A 22,654-nucleotide genomic window follows, 5' to 3' on the forward strand; every position below is an offset into this window, starting at 1 on the left:
CCCCCGGGTGCGGGCCGACGGCCCACGCACCCGGGAGCCGTCAGGCGCAGTCGAGCGCGTCGTGCTCGACGTCGACCGTCGAGGTGACCTCCTCGCCGTCGACCGTCGCGGTACCGCTGACGGACACCGAGCCGCTCGCGACCGAGGTCGCGCGCACCGCGAACGACTGGTACGCGTTCGAGCCCGGCGCGACGTCCGCGAACTCGCGGGTGCCGTACGCGGTCGCGAGGGTCACGTCGACCGGCGAGTCCTCGCCGTTCGCAGCGCGGACCGCGAGGTACGCCTGGCCGGCGAGGCACCGCGCCTGCACCGTGACGTCGAGGTCGAGCTGCCCGCTCGGGGTGCCGTAGACCTCGAGCTCGTAGAGCGAGAAGCCCCACTGCGTCGCGCGCTCGGTGAGGTAGAGGCGCACGTGGCGGCCCGTGCCCGCGACGTCCAGCTCGTCGTACCCGCCGTCACCGTCGGCCACGGTGTGCACCGTGGTCCAGGTCTCGCCGTCCGGCGAGGTCTGGACCTCGTACCCCGACCCGTACGCGGTCTCCCAGTCGATCACGACCTTGCTGAGGTCGTAGTTCGCTCCGAGGTCCACCGCGATCCACTCCGGGTCGTTCCACGCGCTGCTCCAGCGGGTGCCGGCGTTGCCGTCGACCGCCATCTCGGGCTCGTGACCGGCCTCGTCGATGCTGGAAGCCGTCACCGGGCGGCCCAGGGCGAGCGACTCGTCGCCCTCGTTCCCGCCCCCGTCCTCGGACTCGAAGCAGCGGAGGTAGCGGTAGGACTCTGCCGAGGTCTCGAACGACGGCGCCCAGTCCCACTCGTAGGTGTAGTACTGCACGTACGGCTCGGCCGCGGCGATGATCGCCGGGAGGTCCAGGTCGCCCCGGCCGAGGGCGACCTGCCGCATGTCGCCCGGCGCGTTCACGTTCACGGCGTCCTTGATGTGCAGCAGCTCGATGCGGTCCCCGTGCTCCTCGATCCACGCGGGCACGTCGAGGCCGGCGTCGGCCGCCCAGCCGACGTCGAGCTCGAACGTGACGTAGCGCGGGTCGGTGTTCTCCTCGATGACCTCCCAGGCGCTGACCATCTCGCCCGTCACCGGGTCGGGGTACCGCGTGGTGAACTCGCTCTGGTGGTTGTGCAGCACGATCTTGTTCGCGCCGTTCTCGTGCGCGTACTGGCCGAGCTGGTTGACGTAGGCCGCGGTCGCGACCGCCTCGGCGTAGGTGCCGTAGCCACCGGCCATCCCGCCGGTCCCGATGTAGTCCTGACCCAGCGCGACGGCGTACGCGACGGTCTGGGGCCACGAGCCCCAGTCCGTGCTGCCGTGGCTGGACGACACCGCGAGGCCGTGCTTGTCGAGGATCGCCTGGTACTCCTCGACGGGCATCGAGTAGGGCTGGTTGTACGGCTCCACGTTGGTGAACCCCGCGTTGGCCACCTCCCCGAGCACGCGGTCGATCGTCTCGGCGGACGGGGTCCCCGAGCCCCCGAGCTCGCCGACGTGCGTGTAGAGCTGGATGGAGATCTTGGAGTCGGGAAGCCCGTCTTCCGGGCCGCACGTCTCGGCCGCGGCGAGGGCGGTCGGGGGGCTGGTCTCGGCGGACGGGGTCGCGACGGCCGGGGCAGCGGCGAGCGTGCACGCGACGAGCGCGCCGCCCGTCAGTGCCGCGCCGAGGCGCCGTGCGCGAGGCGAAAGGTGGGGGATCTGCATGAGGCTCCAATTGACAGCGTTGTCGATTTGGCTGACGAACATGCGACTTCTGATGTCACGTGTGCAAAAGTAGTCTTGTGGCCGGCCATGACCCTGTCAAGGGCGAGCCGACCGGCCGCGGCACGGGCACGGCACGGCACGGCACGGCACGCGGACGCTCAGCACGGAAACGCCGCAGGGCGGGTCCTCCCGACCGGGAGGACCCGCCCTGCGGCGGTACGCGTGACGGTGTCAGCTGCTGATGCGCTGGCCCGACGCCGCGCCGAAGACGTGCGAGTGACCCGGGCGGATCGTCACGTAGATGCGCTCGCCCTTGGCCGGGACGTTGCGCGGGTCGACGCGGACGATCACCTGGTTGTCGCCGGCGCCCGAGTGGACGTCGGCCTGCGCGGCCAGGTCGCCCTTGAGGGTGCCGTAGACGAACGCGTCGGAGCCGAGCTCCTCGACGATGTTCACCTCGACCGGGAACGCGGCCTCGTTCGCCTGCGACACGACGTCGAGCGACTCGGGGCGGAAGCCGATGGTGACCTTGCCGTTGTCCGCCTCGGTGAGCTTCGCGGCCGTCTCGCGCTCGAGCGTGATGCGGGCCGGGCCGACCTCGGCGACGCCGTTCTTGACCACGAACGTGCCGATGTTCATGGCCGGCGAGCCGATGAAGCCGGCGACGAAGACGTTGGCCGGGGTGTCGTACATCTCGCGCGGCGTGCCGACCTGCTGGAGCAGACCGTCCTTGAGGACCGCGATGCGGTCGCCCATGGTGAGGGCCTCGGTCTGGTCGTGCGTGACGTAGACCGTCGTGACGCCGAGGCGGCGCTGGAGCGACGCGATCTGCGTACGGGTCTGGACGCGGAGCTTCGCGTCGAGGTTCGACAGCGGCTCGTCCATGAGGAACACCTGCGGCTGGCGCACGATCGCGCGGCCCATGGCGACACGCTGACGCTGACCACCGGAGAGCGCCTTCGGCTTGCGGTCGAGGTACTCGGTGAGGTCGAGGATCTTCGCGGCCTCCTCGACGCGCTGGCGGATCTCCGCCTTCGGCGTGCCGGCGATCTTCAGCGCGAAGCCCATGTTGTCCGCGACGGACATGTGCGGGTACAGCGCGTAGTTCTGGAAGACCATCGCGATGTCGCGGTCCTTCGGCTGGACGTCCGTGACGTCGCGGTCGCCGATGTAGATGTGTCCGCCGTTGACGTCCTCGAGGCCCGCGAGCATGCGGAGCGAGGTCGACTTGCCACAGCCCGAGGGGCCGACGAGGACGAGGAACTCGCCGTCCTCGATGTGCAGGTTGAGCTGGTCCACAGCGGGACGCTCGGTCCCGGGGTAGAGCCGGGTTGCGTGGTCGTAGGTGACCGTAGCCATGACTGGTACATCCCTCCACCGGCAGGTACGTGCCGGACGATCCGTTGTGCAGTGACGTGCCACGTCGACGTAGCTGTTCGCGATGGCGGACGAGCGTGTCTTCGACGACACAGAAGAAGTCGGACCCCCTCTGGTTCGAGCAGGGGACCCGACGTCATCGTGGACCCGATACTACTCCGGCTTCTGAGTGCTTCGTCACAGCGCCGGTCACGATCGGGTAGCGGTTTCGTGGCGGCCCGTGACGGCCCCTCAGGCCTCCGCGCGTCCCAGCAGGTCGGCGAGCAGGTCGAGCGCCGCGGCCAGCCCGTCGGCGTCGGGCACGCGCACGGTCGCCCGGGTCTCGCCGTCCCCGACCTTGACCCCCAGGTCGCCCGGGCCGAGCACGGCGAACGCGGTCTCGTCCGTGGTGTCGTCACCGGCGTACAGCACGCGCGTCCGCGAGTCCGGGAGCCCCGCGTCGTGCCCGACGACGTCCCGCAGCCGGTCGACCGCCTCGCCCTTGGACGTCTCGACGACGGCGACCTCCACCACGTCCTTGCCGTGCATCGCGTGCAGCCCGAGCCGCTCGGCCACGGCGTCCGCGACGTCCTCGGCCGCCCGCGTGTCCGCCGGGGACGCGAGCCGCGTGTGCAGGACGGCGGCGCTCGGCTTGTCCTGGACCCACGCGCCCTCGCGGCCCGCCACGGCGTCCGCGAGCCCCGCACGCAGCGTCGCGAGGGCGTCGGCCTGGTCCGCGGTCAGCTCGAGCGGGACGGCCTCGAGGCCCGACGGCGTGACGACGCCGGTCTCGGCGCCGTGGCTGCCCACGAGGAAGGTCCCGACGGGCGGCTCGCTGCGCTCGGCGAGGTCCGCGAGGTGGCGTCCCGAGACCAGGGCCAGGCGCGTCGTCGTCCCCGCGAGCACCGCGCCGAGGCGGTCCACCGCGGCCCGTGCCGCGGGCGCCATGCGCGCCGCGTGCGGGTCGTCGACGAGCGGCGCGAGCGTCCCGTCGAAGTCGAGCGCGACGAGCCGGGCGTGCGGGGAGTCGCTGCCGTCCGCCGCGAACGCGCGGACGGCCTCGGCGACGGGCCGGGGCAGGGACGGTGGCAGCTCGGGTCCGCCGTCGGGCCGGGTCACGCGCCGGCCTCCACGGCGAGGTCGGCCTGCGCCCCGTCGTGGCCGGCGTCGTCCTGTCGGCGGTGCGGCACGCGCGACGGCATGGCCGTGAGGACGCCGAGGAACGACTCCGACCACTTCGCGACGTCGTCGCTGAGGACCTTGCGGCGCAGGCGGCGCATGCGCTTGCGCTGCTCGCGGTGGTCCATGTGCGCGGCCGCCACGATGATGTCCTTCATCCCGTCGATGTCGTGCGGGTTGACGAGGAGCGCGCCGGACGAGAGCTCGTCGGCCGCCCCCGTGAACTCCGAGAGCACGAGGACGCCCCGGTCGTCGGAGCGCGCCGCGACGTACTCCTTCGCGACGAGGTTCATGCCGTCGCGCAGCGCGGTGACGAGCATGACGTCCGCCGCGAGGTACAGCGCGGCCATCTCCTCCGGGGGGTAGGAGTGGTGCAGGTAGTGGATCGCGGCGTGCCCGATCTCGGCGTACTCCCCGTTGATGCGCCCGACGGCGCCCTCGACGTGCTCGCGCAGCTCCTGGTAGGCGTCGACGTTCTCGCGGCTCGGGCTCGCGACCTGGACGAGCGTCGCGTGCTCGACGTCGAGGCGCCCGTCCTGGAGGAGCTCGCCGTACGCCTTGATGCGGTGCCGGATGCCCTTGGTGTAGTCCAGGCGGTCCACGCCGAGCATCATGATGTCCGGGTCGCCCAGGTCGGCGCGGATCTCGCGCGAGCGCTGCTGCACCTCGGGCGTGCGGGCGAGCTCGTCGAAGCGGCGCGAGTCGATCGAGATGGGGAACGCCGCGGCGCGCACGTGGCGGTCGCGACCGTCCTCGCCGGGGACCGTGATGATGGGGCCGCGCGTCGTGTGCGCGCGCAGGCGGCGCACGGCGCGGATGAAGTTCGCGGCGTCGCCCGCGCGCTGGAAGCCCACGAGGTCCGCGCCCAGGAGCCCGTCGAGCACCTGTCGGCGCCAGGGGAGCTGCTGGAACAGCTCCAGGGGCGGGAACGGGATGTGGTTGAAGAACCCGATCCGCACGTCCGGGCGCTGGGCGCGGATCATCTGCGGCACGAGCTGGAGCTGGTAGTCGTGCACCCACACGACGCCGCCCGGCGAGACCTGCGCGACCGCGGCGTCGGCGAAGCGCTGGTTGACGCGCCGGTACGCCTCCCACCAGGTGCGGTGGTACGTGGGCGGCGAGATGACGTCGTGGTAGAGCGGCCAGAGCGTGTCGTTGGAGAAGCCCTCGTAGTAGCGCTCGATCTCGTCGGCGGAGAGGGTGACGGGCACGAGCCGCATGTCGTCCGCGTCGAACGGCTCGCTCGCGAGGTCCGGGGCGCCGGACCAGCCGACCCACGCGCCGTCGGACGCCTGCATGACGGGCTCGAGCGCCGTGACGAGGCCGCCGGGCGAGCGGTTCCACTCGACGTCGCCACCGGGTCCGACCGTGAAGTCCACGGGCAGCCGGTTGGCCACCACGACGAGATCGAATCCCTCTTTGCCTGTCAATGGACTACTCCTTGAGCTTCGATGGATCGCGCCTGGGAGACCCAGGGTAGTGGGCCCGCCCGGCGCGCGGGACGGGTCGCCCGTCCCGGGCCGAGTCGCCCCCCGGGCCCGTCGGGCCGGTCCGGAAGGCGGTGTCCCGCCCGCTGCGGCTACCTTGTCACCATGGAGGAGCCCACGCAGCGCGTCGACGCGCGGTCCGCCCCCGGCGGGTCGGCGCGCGGCCCCGCGCCCGGCAGCGAGGTCGGGGGCTACCTCATCGGCGCGCGCCTCGGCTCGGGGGCCATGGGCACCGTCCACAGCGCGCACGACGGCGGCGGGAACCTCGTCGCGATCAAGCTCCTGCACGCGCACGTCGACCTCGACGCCGCGGCCCAGGGTCGCGAGCGGCTGCGGCGCGAGGCGCTCGCCCTCCAGCGCCTGCGCCACCCCGCCGTCGCGCAGATCCTCGACGTCGAGCTCGACGGCCCCGACGCGTTCATCGTCACCGAGCTCGTCGACGGTCCGACCCTCGAGGACGAGGTCGCCGAGGGCGGCCCGCTCGACGCGTGGGACCTCTACGAGCTGGCCGACCAGCTCGCGGCCGCGCTCGAGTCCGTGCACGCGGCGGGGGTCGTGCACCGCGACCTCAAGCCGAGCAACGTCATGGTCTCCTCGCGGGGCCCCGTGCTCATCGACTTCGGGATCGCGCAGGGCCTCGAGGACGCGCGCGTCACGTCCACCGGCCTCGTCATGGGCACGCCCGGCTACCTCGCGCCCGAGCTGCTGGAGGGCGCCGCCCCGAGCGTCGGGAGCGACTGGTGGGGCTGGGCCGCGCTCCTCGCCTACGCCGCGACGGGCCGTGCCCCGTTCGGGGTGCGGCCGACCGACGTCGTCCTGGCCCGCGCCCGCAGCGGGCGGCCCGACCTCGCAGGCCTCGGGCCGGTCACCGCCCGCGTGCTCGCCGGGGCGCTGCACGCGGACCCCGCGCAGCGGTTCGGCCCGACCGAGGTCGTCGCCGCGCTGCGGCACGCCGCCGACACGGGCGACGTCGCGCCCGCGACGCAGGTCGTCGGCCCGCCGACCGGCCCCACGCGGGTCGTGCCCCCCGTCGCCGTCGTGCCGGGCGGCGGCACCGGCGCGCAGGGGTGGACCGGCCAGGCGCAGGTCGTCCCGCCACCCCTCCCCACCTCGCAGTCCCAGGTCAACGACGGCCGCACCATGGCCGTCCCCGCCGGGCACGACCTCATGGACGACCTCGGCGCGCCGCCCGTGGGGGAGGACGGCGAGCCGCTCTACGCACGGCCCGTGCCCGCCGCGCGCCGCACCGCGCTGCTCCTCCTCGCGGCCCCGCTCGTCCTGCTCGGCATGCTCCACCCGGGCGTCGCGTTCGTGGTGCTCTCCGTGCTCGTCGTCCTCGCGCGCGTCGTCGGGGTGACGACGGAGTCGCTGCACGCGCGACGCGAGCGGCGCGGCGTGTCGCCCCGCGACACCGTGCGGTCGGTCGCGGCGTCGCCCTGGTACGTCGTGCGCGCCGTCGTCGGGGCGCTCCCGTCGCTGCTCGTCGCGGCGTGCGCGGGGGTGCTCGTCGTCGTGGCCGGGTGGTGGCTCCTGGAGTCCGACCGCTGGGTCGTCGTCGAGGGCGCGGACGGCGGGAACTCCCCGGTCGTCACGACCGTGATCCTGGGACTCGCGTCGCTCGCGGCCGTCGTGCTCGCGTGGGCCGGGCCGCTGACCCACCTCACGCGCTACGGGACGCGCACCGCGCTCGCGCGGCTCGCCCCGGGCCGCACCGGGACCCTCGTGCTCGCCGGCGTCGGCCTCGCCCTCACGGTCCTGTGCGTCGTCCTCCTCGCCGGCGACCCCGAGGTGACGTGGTGGCCCTTCCCCGGGCCGCCGTCGTTGCGCTGAGCGGGAGTGCCGGCACCGGGGGCCCCTCGTGGACCCGAACCCGGGCGTTCCCAGCCCGCTACCAGCACGCATGCGTAGGATGGGCGCCGTGCTCCGGACGACGGTGCCGCGCGCGTGGTCGCGCGGCGTGACGCGCACGTCCGTCGTGCCCGTGACCGGCCGGCTGCTCGGCCCCGCCCTCCTGCTCCTCACGCTCCTCGCCGCCCTGGTGACGCAGCTCGCCGACCGCGGGTACGCCGTCGTGCACCAGTGCGTCACGGTGCCGGGCGCGTGGGGCGTCGCCGGGATGCACCTCGCGCTCGTCCACGAGACCCCGGACTGCCCGTCCGGCACCGCGCTCGGCGGCGACCCGGCCGCCATGGTCACCGTGGTCGGCGTGCTCGCGCTGCCCGTCGTCGTCGCGCACGTCGTGGTCGCGGCCGTCGCGTGGGGCGTGTCGGCGTGGGCACGGCGCGCGCACGAGCGCTCCCGCGCCGTCGTGGCCGGGGCGGCGCGGACGCTGCGGGTGGTCGTGCGGGGCGCGCTCCACCCGGTGCGCGCGATCGTCGCGGGCGCCCGGCGGGTCGTCCGCCCGGTGCCCGACCCCGTCCCCGCTGCACTGCACCACCTCGCCGACGCGGTGGTGCGCACGCGGCGCGGGCCGCCGCGGCTCGCCCTGCTCTGACGACGCCGTCGGACGCACGGCCCGCGCGACCCCTGTCGGCGCGCACCCCGACACATCCCAGCTCTCGGAACTCCCTCGGAGGACGACCATGCCCAGCAACGAAGCCCAGACCAAGGCCCAGCGCCGCGAGGCCGCGCGCGCCGAGGCCCTCGCGCTGCGCGAGGCGCAGGCCAAGCGCGACAAGCGGAACCGCCTCATCACGATCGGAGCGCTCGTCGCGGGCGTCCTCGTGCTCGTCGGCGTGTTCCTCGCCGTGTGGATCCCGGCCATGAAGGACCAGAACAAGACGATCGACGCCGTCGCGGCCGGGAACCTCGCCGACGTGACGAGCCCGTCCACGTCGCGCGACGACGGCGGCATCCCGATGGGTGCCGACGGCGCGGCCGGGACGGAGAACGAGGGCGCGGTCGAGGTCGGCGTCTACCTCGACTACATGTGCCCCATCTGCGGGCAGTTCGAGGAGACGAACGGCGCGACGCTCGACCAGCTCCGCGAGTCGGGCGACATCACCGTCGTCCTGCACCCCGTCTCGATCCTCGACCGCATGGCGAACGCGCAGCAGTTCTCGACCCGCTCGGCGGCCGCCGCCGCGTGGATCGCGGACCGCGCACCGGAGCAGATGAACGCGTTCAACGCGATCATGTTCCAGAACCAGCCCGAGGAGAACGTCTCGACCCTCACCGACGAGCAGATCGCGGACCTGGCCGAGCAGGCCGGCGTCCCGGCCGACGTCGCCGCGGGCATCGCCGACGGGACCGCCGTCGAGACCTACGGCGACTGGGCCGCCACCGCGACGAGCCTCGTCACGCAGGACGAGGCCCTCGTGAACCCGCAGTCGGGCGGCTTCGGCACGCCGACGATCACGATCGACGGCGAGCGCTGGGACGGCAACTGGAGCGACCCGAACGCGCTCTCGGACGCCGTCACGGCCGCGCAGGGCTGACCCGCAGGTCGGCGCCGCGCGCGGCGCCGGCCGCGGTCCGGGGCTCGCCGGGCGAGCAGGTAGTCTGTTCGCTCGCCCGGCAGCCCGGGCACGCCGCCTTAGCTCAGCTGGTAGAGCACTCGCCTTGTAAGCGAAAGGTCGTCGGTTCGAACCCGACAGGCGGCTCCACCACGACGCCCCCGGTTCGCGGAGCCGGGGGCGTCGTCGTGCCCGGTGGACGGGGGCGTCAGTCCTGCGCGAGCGGGACCGGCAACAGCTCGGGCGCCTTGGGGAGCCGACCGTCGCCCGACGACGTCCCCCGGATCCGGCGCTGCGCCCACGGCACGACGTGCGTGCGCACCCACTGCGCGTTCTGCCGCGCCCGGTCCAGCGCCGGGAGCGGCGGCAGGGGAGCGAGCGGGTCGTCCCACGCCGCGTCGTCGGGCGCCTGGCCCAGCCCGACGAGCGCGGCCTGCGCGACCCGCCGGTGCCCCTCGGGCGTCAGGTGGATGCGGTCCTCCGACCACACGCGCCAGTCCTGGAGCGCGCGCATGCCCCACAGGTCGAGCACGTACGCGCCCTGGCGGCGCGCGATCGACCAGATGTGCGCGTTGTACACGCCGACGCGCGGGCGCGTGAGGCCGACGAGCGGCGACTGCGAGGCGTCGAAGCCGGTGGCCATGAGCACGTCGATCCCCGCGCCGCGCAGGCGTGAGACCGCGTGCTCGAGGTTGCGCGCGAGGCGGTCGACGTCGGCGTTCGGCCGCAGGATGTCGTTGCCGCCGCCGATGACGCTCACGAGGTCCGGCTTCAGCGCCAGCGCCGCCGGGACCTGCTCGGTGAGGATCGAGCGCAGCTTGCGCCCGCGGATCGCAAGGTTCGCGTAGCGCAGCGGCTCCTCGCCCGCCGCGACGCGGCGGGCGGCGAGGTGCTGCGCGAGGACGTCGGCCCAGCCGCGCTGGTGGTCCGCCTCGCCGGGGTAGGGGTCCCACAGGCCCTCGCTGAACGAGTCGCCGATCGCGACGTAGCTCGACCAGCGGGGCGGGGCGTCGTCGGGTCGGTGTGCGTCAGAGGCGTCACCGGCCAGGGGAGTGGTCGTCGGGTTCTGCGTCGTCACCCGCCCATTCTGCTCCCGTCGGTCCCGTGCCCCACCGAGGCAGAACCCTGGTCGGTCGAGGTAGGGCCGTGGTCCGCCGAGGTAGAGCCGTGGTTCCGCGAGGTAGAGGCCTGGTTGGTCGAGGTAGAGCCGAGGTCATGCCTGACGGCGGCCGGTCACCGATCGCGATCAGGTCACCACGCGTGAGGGTTCGGCCGCTGCCCAGATGACCCGAAGGGCCGACCGGGCGGGTCGCAGCGGGTCCAGCGAGCGCTCGGACGTCTGGCGGCGTAGGACGAGCCCCGCCGCGCGGGGTTCGCCGGGGGCGAGCCCAGACCACGGTGAGACGAATTCGGGCGGGGTGAGTGGTGGCACCACCACCACCCCGACCTCTCAGGGCGACCCCGCGCCGTCGGGCACGAGAACCACGGCCCTACCTCGACCGACCAGGGCTCTACCTCGCCGGACCACGGGTCTACCTCGGCGGGGGCGGGCTACGCGGTCGGGAGGGTCCAGTCGACGGGGGCGGCGCCCTGGGCGACGAGGAGCTCGTTGACGCGGGAGAACGGGCGGGAGCCGAAGAACCCGCGGCGTGCGGAGAGCGGGCTCGGGTGGGCGCTCGCCACGACGGGGGTGTCGCTCAGCATCGGGCGCAGGGTGGCCGCGTCCCGACCCCAGAGGATCGCGACCAGCGGGGCGTCGCGCGCGACGAGCGCCCGGATCGCGGCTTCCGTGACGGCCTCCCACCCCTGGCCGCGGTGCGAGCCGGGCTCGCCGGGGCGGACGGTGAGCACCCTGTTGAGGAGCATGACGCCCTGGTCGCTCCACGCGGTGAGGTCGCCGTTCGCGGGCGTGGGGGCGCCGACGTCCTCCGCGAGCTCCGCGAAGATGTTCTGGAGCGAGCGCGGCACCGGGCGCACGTGCGGCTGCACGGAGAACGACAGCCCCATCGGGTGGCCCGGCGTCGGGTACGGGTCCTGCCCGACGACGAGCACGCGGACGTCCGCGAGCGGCCGCGAGAAGGCGTTGAGGATCGCCGACGGCGCGGGGAGGTACTCGCGTCCGGCCGCGACCTCGGTGCGCAGGAAGTCCCCGAGCGCGTGGAGCTGCGGCTCGACGGGCGCGAGCGCCTCGGCCCAGTCGGGCGCCATGATGCTCGCGAGCGGGGGGCGGGGGGCCGTCGCCGGATCGGTGACTGCCGGGGTGTTGCCCGGGTCGACGTCGACGGGCTGGGCGGGTGCGCTCTCCACGGCCACGAGCCTATAGGCCCCCGGGGACGCCTCCGGCGACTCCGGCGAGGATGAATGACACTCGTGTGGTTCGTGCGTACGCTGAGAGGCGGCCGGGCGCACCGGGGTGCGCAGGTCCCGTGACGAGAGAGTGCAGGGAGGGAACGATGAGCGAGGCGGCGTACGTGCTCGACGGACCCGACGGCGTCGGCGACCCGACCGCCCAGGAGGGCCCGGCGTCGGGCCTGAGCGAGCGGGACCAGGAGATCCTGGCGTTCGAGCGGCAGTGGTGGAAGTACTCGGGCGCCAAGGAGCAGGCGGTGCGCGAGCTCTTCGACATGACCGCGACGCGCTACTACCAGGTGCTCAACGCGCTCATCGACTCACCGGCGGCGCTCGCGCACGACCCGATGCTCGTCAAGCGGCTGCGCCGGATGCGTTCCACCAGGCAGCGGGCCCGGACGGCCCGCCGGCTCGAGGGTCTGTGACCTGAGGTGCACCCCTCGCCCGTGAAGTTCGCGCGAACCGGGCGTTTAGCCAACGGGCCCGACCGGGCTACCCTGTCGCCGTGACGAAGAGCCGCTACCCCTACGCGCCCGACGAGTTCGACGCGCCCGCGCAGCAGGGCGCGCCCGTGGGGGTGCACCGCACGCCGCGCAGCGGGTGGAGCAAGACGTGGCCGTTCCTGCTGGTCGCCGTCGTCTTCGCCGGCCTCGCGTACGGGGGCGTCGCGCTGCTGTCGGACAACGGCGCGACCGAGAACCCGCCGCAGGCGCAGTCCACCGAGCCCGCGGCCGAGGAGACCGAGGCGCCGCCCGCCGAGGAGACCGAGGAGCCTCCGGCGGAGGAGGAGCCCCCGGCCACGGAGGAGCCGCCCGTCGAGGAGACGCCCGCCGCGCCGGACCTCGCGACGCTCATGGCCGCTGCCGACCCGAGCGCGTACGTCCGCGTGCTGAACGACGGTGGCCCGGAGGGTGAGTCCCGCGTCGGCAAGGATGCTCTGGAGGCCCAGGGCTTCACCAACGTCCAGTTCGCGTCCTACCCGGACGGCGGCTCCGGGCAGGAGGCCAACACCGTCTGGTACGTCCCGAACCGCAACGACACTGCGGCAGCCGTGGCGGCGGCCCTGGGTATCCCGGCCGAGAACGTCGAAGAAGTCCCGTCGCTGCGCGAGGGCGACGTCGTCGTCGTCGTGAAGTCCGCGCTCGCGCCGGTCGGCTGACGCTCCCCACCCGGGACCTTGTGCCCCTGGTCGGGCCGTCGCGCTGACCTGGTGGTTCACGCGCGCTCCGCAGGAGGAAACGGGTCTCGTCGACCTTCCGTGCACGCCGCTCCCGGGCTAGGCTCGGGCTACCACGGGGCGGGGGTCGCCTCGCGGGCGACGATGCACGAGGAGAACGTCAATGGCTCAGGGCACCGTGAAGTGGTTCAACTCCGAGAAGGGTTACGGGTTCATCACGCCCGCGGCCGGCGGACAGGACCTCTTCGTGCACTTCAGCGCGATCCAGACCGACGGCTACCGCACGCTCGACGAGGGCCAGGAGGTCGAGTTCGAGCTCGGCCAGGGCACCAAGGGTCCGCAGGCCGAGCAGGTGCGGCCGCTCTGACGCGGCACCCGAGGGTCGCGTGACGGAGAACCTCGACGCCGTCGTCGTCGGTTCGGGCCCCAACGGGCTGGCCGCCGCCGTGACCCTCGCACGCGCCGGCCTCGCCGTGCGCGTCCTCGAGGCGCAGCCGACCATCGGTGGCGGCTCGCGCACGCTCGATCTCGGACTCGCGGACGGGATCGTCCACGACGTGTGCTCGGCCGTGCACCCGATGGCGTGGGCGTCCCCGTTCTTCGAGGAGTTCGACCTGGGCGCGCGTGGCGTGGAGCTGCTCGTGCCCGAGGTGTCGTACGCGCAGCCGCTCGACGGCGGCCGCGCGGGCATCGCCTACCACGACCTCGACCGCACGGTGGAGCGTCTCGGCGTCGACGGTGCCGCCTGGCGCGCGCTGCTCGGCCCGCTCGCCGAGGGCTGGCGCGACGTCGTCGCGGTCGCCCTGGGTGACAAGCGGTCGGTGCCGGGGCGCGTGCTGACGCCGAGCGGCGCAGGGGCGGCGGCACGGTTCGGCGCGGCGGTCCTCGAGCAGGGGAGCGCGGCGTGGACGCGGCGGTTCCGCACGGACGAGGCCGGGGCGCTGCTCACGGGCGTCGCGGCGCACGCGATCGCCCGCCTGCCGTCGCTGGCCGCCGCCGGGACGGCGCTCCTGCTGGCCTCGCTCGGTCACGCGCCGGGTGGGTGGCCGCTGCCACGGGGCGGTTCGGGCGCGATCGTCGCAGCACTCCTGGACGACCTGCGTGCTCACGGCGGGGAGGTCGTCACGGGCCACCGCGTCGGGACGCGGGCCGACCTGCCGCGGGCTCGGGCCTACGTGTTCGACACGGCGCCGCGCGTCGTCGCGGACGTGTTCGCCGACCGCCTGACGCCGCGCACCGAGTGGGCCCTCCGGAGGTTCCGGCACGGCGACGCGGCCGCGAAGGTCGACCTCGTGCTCTCCGGGCCGGTCCCGTGGGCGGACGCGGAGGTGGGGCATGCCGGCACGGTGCACCTCGGCGGCACGCGCGCCGAGATGGCGCGCGCCGAGGCCGACGTCGCGGCCGGGCGCCACGCCCCGCGCCCGGTGGTCCTGGTCAGCGACCCGACCGTCGTCGACCCCGGCCGTGGGACGGGCGGGCTGCGCCCGCTGTGGACGTATGCGCACGTGCCCGCCGGCTCGACGCGCGACGTGACCGAGGACGTCCTCGGTCAGCTCGAACGGTTCGCCCCGGGGGTCCGGGACCTCGTCGTCGCGTCCCGCTGCGTGCCTGCCGCGGAGATGGCGACGCACGACGAGAGCTACGTGGGCGGCGACATCGCGGGCGGCGCGGTGAGCATGTGGCAGATGGTCGCGCGCCCGACGCCCCGGCTCGACCCGTACGCCGTCGGGCTCGAGGGCGTGTACCTGTGCTCGGCCTCCACGCCGCCGGGGCCGGGCGTGCACGGGCTCGGCGGCTGGTACGCGGCGCGGCGCGTGCTGCGCCGGGAGTTCGACGTCCGCGCGGAGCCCGATCTGGCGCCGACGTCGGGAGTGGGTGCCAGGTAGCGCTCGCGGTCCGGGACCACGCCTCGACCCCAGGCGACCACGCCTCTACCTCGCCTGACCACGCCTCTACCTCGCCGGGGCGGCGGTGGTCGTGTCGAGCTCGACGAGCGCGAGCACGACGAGCGCGGAGCTCCACGACAGCGGTGCGACGGCGGGCGACCCGTCCGCGAGGACCTTCTCCGGGATCGCGCCCGACGCGGTGCGGTGGTCGTCGACCCACCGCAGCCACTCCTCGGCGTCCGCGACGTCCTCGGGCTCGGACGGCGACGCGGCGGTGAGCGCGTAGAGCGTCGTCTGCGGCGTCCAGGAGATGCCGTCCTCACGCCAGCCCGCCCCGGGAGCGAGCCCACCGGCGGGGCGCAGCATCTCGGTGACGGACGCGCGCCACGCGACGTCCGCTCCCGCGAGCGGCTCGGGCTGGAACGGGGGCAGGACGAACGCGGTCGACGCGTCGCGCGCGCCGCCGGTGACGTGGCGCGGGTAGCCCTGCGATCCGAACGACCGCTCGACGGCCATGCGCAGCCGTGCGGCGCCGAGCGTCGCGTCGGTGGCGCGCCGTGTCGCCCGTCGCGGCGTAGACGTCGGCCGCGGCCTCGAGCCCGGCGAGCAGGGGACCGGCGGTGCCGAGGGCCGGGACCAGCACGCAGCCGGCCAGGGCTGCGGCGAGGCGCCACGACGGTGTTGCGCGGATCACACCGCGCATCCTAGGGCGATCGCGAGGTACGCCGGGTTTCGCCCGTCGCGATACGGGGGAGGGCCGTGGCGGGCTGTCTTGCACTCGCCCCCTGCGAGTGCCAATAATGGCGTTAGCACTCTCGTCATGAGAGTGACAGAAGTGACCAGCGCAGGCAGCCGCTCACCGCGGGTGCGGCGCACCACACCAGGTCGACAGGTGAGGCCCGCCCCGGCGGCGTGACATGAACGCCGCCCGTCGCGGGCCGTCCGTCGCGGGCGCCGGCCGACCGCCATACGCCACCAGCGGAGGATCATTCCCCATGGCCAAGATCATCGCCTTCGACGAGGAGGCTCGTCGGAGCATGGAGCGCGGGCTCAACGCCCTCGCCGACACCGTCAAGGTCACCCTCGGCCCCAAGGGCCGCAACGTCGTGCTCGACAAGAAGTGGGGCGCGCCGACCATCACGAACGACGGCGTCTCCATCGCCAAGGAGATCGAGCTCGAGGACCCGTACGAGAAGATCGGTGCGGAGCTCGTCAAGGAGGTCGCCAAGAAGACCGACGACGTCGCGGGTGACGGCACCACCACCGCGACCGTGCTCGCCCAGGCGCTCGTGCGCGAGGGCCTGCGCGTCGTCGCGGCCGGCGCCAACCCGATCGCCGTCAAGCGCGGCATCGAGAAGGCCGTCGACGCGGTGACCGAGCAGCTGCTCAACGCCGCCAAGGAGATCGAGACCAAGGAGGAGATCGCCGCCACGGCCGCCATCTCCGCCGGCGACCCCGCGATCGGCGAGCTCATCGCCGAGGCCCTCGACAAGGTGGGCAAGGAGGGCGTCATCACGGTCGAGGAGTCGAACACGTTCGGCCTCGAGCTCGAGCTCACCGAGGGCATGCGCTTCGACAAGGGCTTCCTCGCGCGCTACTTCGAGACGGACCCCGAGCGCCAGGAGGCCGTGCTCGAGGACCCGTACGTCCTCATCGTCGAGTCCAAGATCTCGAACGTGAAGGACCTGCTCCCGGTCCTCGACCAGGTCATGAAGGCCGGCCGCTCGCTCCTCATCATCGCCGAGGACGTCGAGGGCGAGGCGCTCGCGACCCTGGTGCTCAACAAGATCCGTGGCACGTTCAAGTCCGTCGCCGTCAAGGCTCCGGGCTTCGGCGACCGCCGCAAGGCCATGCTCCAGGACATCGCGATCCTCACCGGCGGCCAGGTCATCACCGAGACGGTGGGCCTCAAGCTCGAGAACGCGACGCTGGACCTGCTCGGCCAGGCGCGCAAGGTCGTCGTCACCAAGGACGAGACCACGATCGTCGAGGGTGCGGGCGACGCCGACCTGATCCAGGGTCGCGTCAACCAGATCCGTGGCGAGATCGAGAAGTCGGACTCCGACTACGACCGCGAGAAGCTCCAGGAGCGCCTCGCGAAGCTCGCCGGCGGCGTGGCCGTCATCAAGGCGGGTGCCGCGACGGAGGTCGAGCTCAAGGAGCGCAAGCACCGCATCGAGGACGCCGTGCGCAACGCGAAGGCGGCCGTCGAGGAGGGCATCGTCGCCGGTGGTGGCGTCGCGCTCATCCAGGCCGGTGCCGTGGCGTTCGAGAAGCTCGAGCTCGAGGGTGACGAGGCGACCGGCGCGCAGATCGTGCGCGCCGCGATCGACGCCCCGCTCAAGCAGATCGCCGTCAACGCGGGCCTCGAGGGTGGCGTCGTCGCGGAGAAGGTGCGCAACCTCCCGTCCGGCCAGGGCCTCAACGCCGCGACCGGTGTCTACGAGGACCTCCTCGCCGCCGGCGTGAACGACCCGGTCAAGGTCACGCGTTCCGCGCTCCAGAACGCCGCCTCCATCGCGGCGCTCTTCCTCACGACCGAGGCCGTCGTCGCCGACAAGCCGGAGAAGGCTCCGGCCGTCCCCGGTGGCGACGGTGGCATGGGCGGCATGGACTTCTGATCCACGCCTGACCCTCTCCCGGACTGGTCCGGGAGGTCGCAGGACATCGAAGGCCGTCGGCCGGGTTCTCCCGGTCGGCGGCCTTCGTCGTGCCGGGAGCCTCCCGGTACACGGACGTATAACGCGGTGTATACACGCCGGAAACGAACGCCCGGCAGGATCTCCGCCATGCACCTGACACCCGCGGACACCGAGAAGCTGCTGCTCGCCGTCGCGGGCATGGTCGCGCGCGACCGGCGCGAGCGCGGCGTGCTGCTCAACTACCCCGAGACCGTCGCCCTGCTCACCACGTGGGTGATCGAGCGCGCCCGCGAGGGGGCGGGCGTCGAGGAGCTCATGGTCTCCGGACGCGAGGTGCTCGGGCGCGACGAGGTGATGGACGGCGTCGCGGAGATGCTGCCCGACGTCCAGGTCGAGGCGACGTTCCCCGACGGACGCAAGCTCGTCACCATCCACCAGCCGATCGCCTGACCCGGCCCGGACCCTGCGGCACGGACGGCATCCCAGCGAGAGCGAGGCGACCCATGGCAGGCATCAGCACGAGCGGACCCGGCGCGATCCGGCTCAAGCGCGGCACCGAGGACGTGCCCGTCGTCCTCAACGGCGACCGCACCGACGACGAGCGCGTGACGCTGGTCGTGACGAACACCGGGGACCGCCCGGTCCAGATCGGCTCCCACCTGCACCTTCCCGACGCCAACGCCGCGCTCTCGTTCGACCGGGACGCCGCGCACGGGTTCCGGCTCGACGTCCCGTCCGGCACGTCGCGTCGCTTCGAGCCCGGCGCGTCGGCGGAGGTCGAGGCCGTCGCCCTCCGGGGCCGACGCCGCGTCCCCGGGCTCCAGCGCGGCAAGCCCGACGGCGGCGCGCTGGACCGCGTGCCCACGTCGCCCCAGGTGCCCGGGGGCCCGGGCGGGACGACGGCTCCGGGCGACCTGTCGCCGTCGGGCACGACCACCCCCGAGGAGGACTGACGCATGGTCGCGATCTCGCGCGAGCGCTACGTCGCGCTCTACGGCCCGACGACGGGCGACCAGGTGCGCCTCGGCGACACCGACCTCTGGATCGAGGTCGAGGAGGACCGCACGTTCGGGGGCGAGGAGGTCGTCTTCGGCGGCGGCAAGTCGATCCGCGAGTCGATGGCGCAGGGGTCCACGACCCGCGCCGAGGGCGCGCTCGACACGGTGATCACCAACGCCGTCGTCCTCGACTGGTGGGGGATCGTCAAGGCGGACGTCGGGATCCGGGACGGGCGGATCGTCGCGCTCGGGCGCGCGGGCAACCCCGACGTCGCGGACGGGGTGCACGCGGACCTGCACATCGGGCCGAGCACGGACGTCGTGAGCGGCGAGGGCAAGATCCTCACCGCGGGCGGCATCGACTCGCACGTGCACCTCATCTCGCCGTCCCAGGTGGTCGAGGCGCTCGCCACCGGCATCACGACCGTCGCGGGCGGCGGCACCGGGCCGAGCGAGGGCACCAAGGCCACGACCGTCACGCCCGGGGCCTGGCACCTCGAGGCGATCCACCGCTCGCTCGACCGCCTCCCCGTGAACGTCCTGCTGCTCGCCAAGGGCAACACCGTGAGCGCGGAAGGGCTGCGCGAGCAGGCCATGGCGGGCGCGGGCGGCTACAAGGTCCACGAGGACTGGGGGTCGACGCCGGCCGCGATCGACGCCGCGCTGCGCGCCGCCGACGACTGGGGGCTGCAGGTCGCGCTGCACTCGGACTCGCTCAACGAGGCCGGGTTCGTCGAGTCGACGCTGCGTGCGATCGGCGGCCGCTCGATCCACGCGTTCCACGCCGAGGGCGCGGGCGGCGGGCACGCGCCCGACATCCTCACCGTCGCGAGCCACCCGAACGTCATCCCCGGCTCGACCAACCCGACCCTCCCGCACACCGTCAATACCGTCGCCGAGCACCTCGACATGCTCATGGTGTGCCACCACCTCAACCCGCAGGTCGCCGAGGACCTCGCGTTCGCCGAGTCGCGCATCCGCGGCACGACGATCGCCGCCGAGGACGTGCTCCACGACCTCGGCGCCATGTCCATCACGTCGTCCGACGCGCAGGCCATGGGCCGTATCGGCGAGGTCGTCACGCGCACGTGGCAGGTCGCGCACGTCATGAAGGCGCGGCGCGGCGCGCACCCGGGTGGGGCGCGCGGGCCGGAGCTGCCGGCGGACAACCTGCGCGCTCGCCGGTACGTCGCCAAGTACACGATCAACCCGGCCGTCGCGCACGGGATCGACGCGTACGTGGGATCGGTCGAGCCGGGCAAGGTCGCCGACCTCGTGCTGTGGGAGCCCAAGCTCTTCGGCGTCCGGCCGAGCGTCGTCATGAAGGGCGGCGCGCTCGTGTGGGGCGCGCTCGGCGACCCGAACGCGTCCATCCCGTCGCCGCAGCCCGTGCTCATGCGTCCGGCGCTCGCCGACGCGATCGGGGCCGACGTCTCGATGTCGTTCGTCTCGCCCGCCGCGCTCGACGACGGCCTCGAGGAGCGGCTCGGGCTCGCCCGACAGCTCCTCCCGGTCGCGGCCACGCGCGGCGTCGGCAAGGCGCAGATGAAGAACAACGACTACCTGCCGCAGATCGAGATCGACCCGGAGTCCTTCGCGATCGAGGTCGACGGCGAGCTCGTCGTCCCCGCGCCCGCCGACCGGCTGCCCCTCGCGCAGCTCTACTCGCTGTTCTGAGCCATGAGCGAGATGCGGGAGGTCGACGTGGAGGGGCGCGCGGAGCTCATGCTCGCGCTGCTCGCGGACGCGCGCCTGCCCACCGGCGGGCACACGCAGTCGGCGGGCCTCGAGCCCGCGCTGCGGGCGGGCATGCCCGCTCCGCGCGTGCCCGACTACGTGCGTGCCCGCCTCGCCACGGTCACGCGCGTCGAGGCGGCCACGGCGGTCGTCGCACGGCACGTGGCGCTCGCGGCCGGTCCCGGGCCCGACGGCGCCGGATCCGCCCCCGCGGATCGCGCACCGTCCGCCAGGGTGCCCGACGGCGTGGCGTCCGCGGCGCGCGACCTCGCCGACACCTGGCTCGCCTGGGCGGCGCGGACGCCGTCGCCCGCGCTCCGCGAGACGTCGCAGCGGCTCGGCCGCGGCTATCTGCGGCTCCTGCGCCGGCTGTGGGCCGGGCATCCCGCGGTCGCTGCGCTGGACGAGGCCGCGGTGCTCGTCGCCGACGCGCGCCGCGCCGACGGGATGTCCGACCCGCACGAGGGCGCCACGTCGGCCGCGCCGGCTCCGTCGGGCGCGGGACACGGCGCGGGGGGTCGGGGTGCGGCGGGCCGCAGGGCGCCGCAGCCCCCGCGACCGGTGGTGCTCGGCGTGACCGCCGCGTGCGCGGGGCTGTCCGCGCTGCAGGTCGCGCGCCTCGTCGGGTACGAGGACGTGCAGACCGTCGCCGCGGCGACGCTCAAGCTCGAGCCCGTCGATCCCGTCGTCGCGACGGGCTGGGTCGTCGCGGCCCAGCCCGCGATCGACGCGCTCGCTCACGACGTCGCCCACCTGACCGACCCCCGCGCGATCCCCGCGCACGGCGCACCGCTCGTCGAGCAGTGGGCCGAGATTCACGCCCGCACCACCGAGAGGCTGTTCAGTGCCTGACAACCTGCCTGAGAACACTCCCGACAACCGCTCCACCCGCTCCCTGCGACTCGGCGTCGCCGGCCCCGTCGGCACGGGCAAGAGCTCGCTCATCGCGCTCCTGTGCCGCGAGTTGTCCGGCGTGCTCCAGCTCGGCGTCATCACGAACGACATCTACACCGACGAGGACGCGCGGTTCCTGCGCTCCGCGGGCGTGCTCGACCCCGAGCGCATCCGCGCGGTCGAGACCGGCGCGTGCCCGCACACCGCGATCCGCGACGACGTGACTGCCAACCTGCTCGCGGTCGAGGACCTCGAGGAGGACTTCGCGCCGCTCGACGTCGTGCTCGTCGAGTCGGGCGGCGACAACCTCACCGCCACGTTCTCGCCCGCGCTCGTCGACGCGCAGATCTTCGTGCTCGACGTCGCGGGCGGCGGCGACGTGGCGCGCAAGGGCGGGCCGGGCATCGCCCGGGCCGACCTGCTCGTCGTCAACAAGACGGACCTCGCGCCCTACGTGGGCGTCGACGTGCCGCGGATGGTCCTCGACGCGACGGCCGCGCGCGACGGCGCCCCGGTGCTCGCCCTCTCGCGCCTCGACCGCGAGTCGATCGACGCGCTCACCACGTGGGTGCAGACGCTGCTCGCGGCGCACCGCGCGGGCGCGCACGTGCCGCAGGACCCGGGTCCGATGGCGCCGCACTTCCACGCCGACGAGGACGGCAACGGCTTCCTCCACACGCACGAGGAGGGCGACGCGTCGCACACCCACGGGCACGACCACCCCCACGCCGACGAGCACGGCGACGCGGCCACGGAGCCGGTGGCCGCCGTCGGGCGCGACTGAGGGTCCGCGGCGAGACGCTCGTGAACGACGTGACGCGGGTGGGGGCGTACCGGGACGCGCACAGGGTGCGCTGCGACCTGCGCCCCGGCGCGCTCAGCCCGCGCGTCCTGTCCACGGGGCCGGGCGTGGCCCGGGTCGCGCTCGTCGCGACGCGCGCCCTGCTCCTCGGGGGCGACCGCGTGCGGGTCGAGGTGCACGTCGGCGAGGGCGTCGAGCTCGAGCTCGTCGAGGTGTCGGGGACCGTCGCGTACGCCGGGCGGGGCCGGTCGGCCTCGTGGGACGTGGACGTGCGGGTCGACGCCGGCGGGCTCCTCGTGTGGGACGCGCTGCCGTTCGTCGTGGCGGACGGGGCCGACGTCGAGCGCACCACGCGCGTGTCGCTCGCGGACGGCGGAGCGCGGCGTGAGCGGGGCGTCGCGCTGCTGCGCGAGACGCTGGTCCTGGGCCGCTCGGGCGAGGTCGGCGGCCGGCTGCGGTCGCGCACGCGCGTCGACCTGTCGGCACCTGGTGCCGCCTCGACGTCCCGCGGGGTCGGCGGGACCGGTGAGTCCGCTGCACCGCACGGGTCGGGAACTGCATGGCGGAGCGACCCCGCTCGACCGGAGCACGTGCGCGAGCTCTTCGTCGAGGACCTCGACCTCGACGACGACCGCGCCCTGCCCGGGATCCTCGGCGACGCGCGCGTCGTCGACTCGGTGCTGTGCCTCGGGACGCGCCCGCCGGCCCCGCTCGTCGCGCTCGCGGCGGACCGGCCCGTGAGCACCACGCCCGCACCGCTGCGGCTCGACCTCGACGGCCCCGGCGCGATCGGCCGCCACCTCGGCCCGAGCACCCACGACGCCGGGATCGACGCCGTCGTGGCGGCCTGGACGACGGCGGTGCGTGCCGCCCGTGGCATCGCTGGTGACCTGCCCGACGACCCGCTGCACTCCCACGCCGCGCCGTCGGACACCGACCTTCCGGAACCCCGCACCACACTGCTGACGACAGGAGCCTGAC

General features: G+C 74.1%; 21 protein-coding genes and 1 tRNA gene. 15 read left to right on the forward strand and 7 right to left on the reverse strand.

Going from position 1 to position 22,654, the window contains the following annotated elements; genetic code table 11:
• Positions 1–40 precede the first annotated feature (40 nt).
• The 4 genes from FB00_RS07955 to FB00_RS07970 all read right to left on the reverse strand — a co-directional run bounded on the left by FB00_RS07955 (position 41) and on the right by FB00_RS07970 (position 5,646).
• Positions 41–1,753 carry a discoidin domain-containing protein gene (locus tag FB00_RS07955; RefSeq protein WP_082141123.1) on the reverse strand — a complete coding sequence of 571 codons (1,713 nt, stop codon included), beginning with the start codon at positions 1,751–1,753 and terminating at the stop codon, positions 41–43.
• 189 nt (positions 1,754–1,942) lie between these two features.
• Positions 1,943–3,070, reverse strand: coding sequence for an ABC transporter ATP-binding protein (locus FB00_RS07960; protein WP_047232391.1), 1,128 nt, complete (start codon positions 3,068–3,070; stop codon positions 1,943–1,945).
• Positions 3,071–3,319: 249 nt separating this feature from the next.
• Complete coding sequence (gene otsB / locus FB00_RS07965) at positions 3,320–4,186, reverse strand: trehalose-phosphatase (RefSeq protein WP_197088778.1); 867 nt, start codon at positions 4,184–4,186, stop codon at positions 3,320–3,322.
• On the reverse strand, positions 4,183–5,646 hold the full coding sequence (locus FB00_RS07970) for an alpha,alpha-trehalose-phosphate synthase (UDP-forming) (protein WP_419865520.1): 1,464 nt from the start codon (positions 5,644–5,646) through the stop codon (positions 4,183–4,185). Before FB00_RS07970 ends, otsB begins: the two co-directional genes overlap by 4 nt.
• 192 nt (positions 5,647–5,838) lie before the next feature.
• Here FB00_RS07970 and FB00_RS07975 point away from each other — a divergent pair, with 192 nt between their 5' ends.
• The 4 genes from FB00_RS07975 to FB00_RS07990 all read left to right on the forward strand — a co-directional run bounded on the left by FB00_RS07975 (position 5,839) and on the right by FB00_RS07990 (position 9,338).
• Entirely contained in the window at positions 5,839–7,563 is a 1,725-nt protein-coding gene (locus FB00_RS07975) for a serine/threonine-protein kinase (protein WP_052877539.1), read from the forward strand.
• A gap of 88 nt (positions 7,564–7,651) precedes the next feature.
• Positions 7,652–8,227: a hypothetical protein gene (locus FB00_RS07980; protein WP_156186340.1), complete on the forward strand. Its 576-nt coding sequence runs from the start codon at positions 7,652–7,654 to the stop codon at positions 8,225–8,227.
• Between the two features lie 88 nt (positions 8,228–8,315).
• A complete protein-coding gene (locus FB00_RS07985) occupies positions 8,316–9,170 on the forward strand; it encodes a DsbA family protein (protein WP_047232394.1) in 855 nt (284 codons plus the stop codon).
• A gap of 92 nt (positions 9,171–9,262) precedes the next feature.
• Positions 9,263–9,338: transfer RNA gene (locus tag FB00_RS07990), tRNA-Thr, on the forward strand.
• 58 nt (positions 9,339–9,396) lie between these two features.
• Here FB00_RS07990 and FB00_RS07995 read toward each other — a convergent pair.
• On the reverse strand, positions 9,397–10,266 hold the full coding sequence (locus tag FB00_RS07995) for an SGNH/GDSL hydrolase family protein (RefSeq protein ID WP_419865521.1): 870 nt from the start codon (positions 10,264–10,266) through the stop codon (positions 9,397–9,399).
• Between the two features lie 473 nt (positions 10,267–10,739).
• On the reverse strand, positions 10,740–11,399 hold the full coding sequence (locus FB00_RS08000) for a uracil-DNA glycosylase (protein ID WP_269430000.1): 660 nt from the start codon (positions 11,397–11,399) through the stop codon (positions 10,740–10,742).
• A 242-nt stretch (positions 11,400–11,641) separates the two neighbouring features.
• Here FB00_RS08000 and FB00_RS08005 point away from each other — a divergent pair, with 242 nt between their 5' ends.
• The 4 genes from FB00_RS08005 (at position 11,642) to FB00_RS08020 (ending at position 14,600) form a co-directional block, all read left to right on the forward strand.
• The gene (locus FB00_RS08005; protein WP_047232395.1) at positions 11,642–11,962 is read left to right on the forward strand and encodes a DUF3263 domain-containing protein; all 321 of its coding nucleotides are present in this window, start codon (positions 11,642–11,644) and stop codon (positions 11,960–11,962) included.
• An 80-nt stretch (positions 11,963–12,042) separates the two neighbouring features.
• Entirely contained in the window at positions 12,043–12,696 is a 654-nt protein-coding gene (locus FB00_RS08010; RefSeq protein WP_047232396.1) for a LytR C-terminal domain-containing protein, read from the forward strand.
• 181 nt (positions 12,697–12,877) lie between these two features.
• Positions 12,878–13,081, forward strand: a complete 204-nt coding sequence (locus FB00_RS08015) for a cold-shock protein (RefSeq protein WP_047232397.1) — start codon at positions 12,878–12,880, stop codon at positions 13,079–13,081.
• Positions 13,082–13,100: 19 nt separating this feature from the next.
• The gene (locus FB00_RS08020; protein WP_047232398.1) at positions 13,101–14,600 is read left to right on the forward strand and encodes a phytoene desaturase family protein; all 1,500 of its coding nucleotides are present in this window, start codon (positions 13,101–13,103) and stop codon (positions 14,598–14,600) included.
• Between the two features lie 66 nt (positions 14,601–14,666).
• On the opposite strand, the gene FB00_RS08025 is transcribed toward FB00_RS08020, so the two are convergent.
• Positions 14,667–15,116, reverse strand: coding sequence for a hypothetical protein (locus tag FB00_RS08025; RefSeq protein WP_047232399.1), 450 nt, complete (start codon positions 15,114–15,116; stop codon positions 14,667–14,669).
• Between the two features lie 479 nt (positions 15,117–15,595).
• On the opposite strand from FB00_RS08025, the gene groL reads away from it, so the two are divergent.
• The 7 genes from groL to FB00_RS08060 all read left to right on the forward strand — a co-directional run bounded on the left by groL (position 15,596) and on the right by FB00_RS08060 (position 22,653).
• Positions 15,596–17,221 carry a chaperonin GroEL gene (gene groL / locus FB00_RS08030; protein WP_047232400.1) on the forward strand — a complete coding sequence of 542 codons (1,626 nt, stop codon included), beginning with the start codon at positions 15,596–15,598 and terminating at the stop codon, positions 17,219–17,221.
• 168 nt (positions 17,222–17,389) lie between these two features.
• Positions 17,390–17,692, forward strand: a complete 303-nt coding sequence (locus FB00_RS08035; protein ID WP_047232401.1) for an urease subunit gamma — start codon at positions 17,390–17,392, stop codon at positions 17,690–17,692.
• 53 nt (positions 17,693–17,745) lie between these two features.
• Complete coding sequence (gene ureB, locus FB00_RS08040) at positions 17,746–18,195, forward strand: urease subunit beta (protein ID WP_082141124.1); 450 nt, start codon at positions 17,746–17,748, stop codon at positions 18,193–18,195.
• A 3-nt stretch (positions 18,196–18,198) separates the two neighbouring features.
• Complete coding sequence (locus FB00_RS08045) at positions 18,199–19,917, forward strand: urease subunit alpha (protein WP_047232402.1); 1,719 nt, start codon at positions 18,199–18,201, stop codon at positions 19,915–19,917.
• 3 nt (positions 19,918–19,920) lie between these two features.
• A complete protein-coding gene (locus FB00_RS08050; protein ID WP_231581772.1) occupies positions 19,921–20,829 on the forward strand; it encodes an urease accessory UreF family protein in 909 nt (302 codons plus the stop codon).
• The gene (gene ureG, locus FB00_RS08055; protein WP_231581773.1) at positions 20,822–21,655 is read left to right on the forward strand and encodes an urease accessory protein UreG; all 834 of its coding nucleotides are present in this window, start codon (positions 20,822–20,824) and stop codon (positions 21,653–21,655) included. The genes FB00_RS08050 and ureG overlap by 8 nt, the downstream gene beginning before the upstream one ends.
• Before the next feature lie 20 nt (positions 21,656–21,675).
• Positions 21,676–22,653 carry an urease accessory protein UreD gene (locus FB00_RS08060; protein ID WP_052877541.1) on the forward strand — a complete coding sequence of 326 codons (978 nt, stop codon included), beginning with the start codon at positions 21,676–21,678 and terminating at the stop codon, positions 22,651–22,653.
• The last annotated feature ends 1 nt before the right edge of the window (position 22,654 follow it).

Source organism: Cellulosimicrobium funkei (assembly GCF_001019615.1).
GTDB lineage: Bacteria > Actinomycetota > Actinomycetes > Actinomycetales > Cellulomonadaceae > Cellulosimicrobium > Cellulosimicrobium cellulans_E.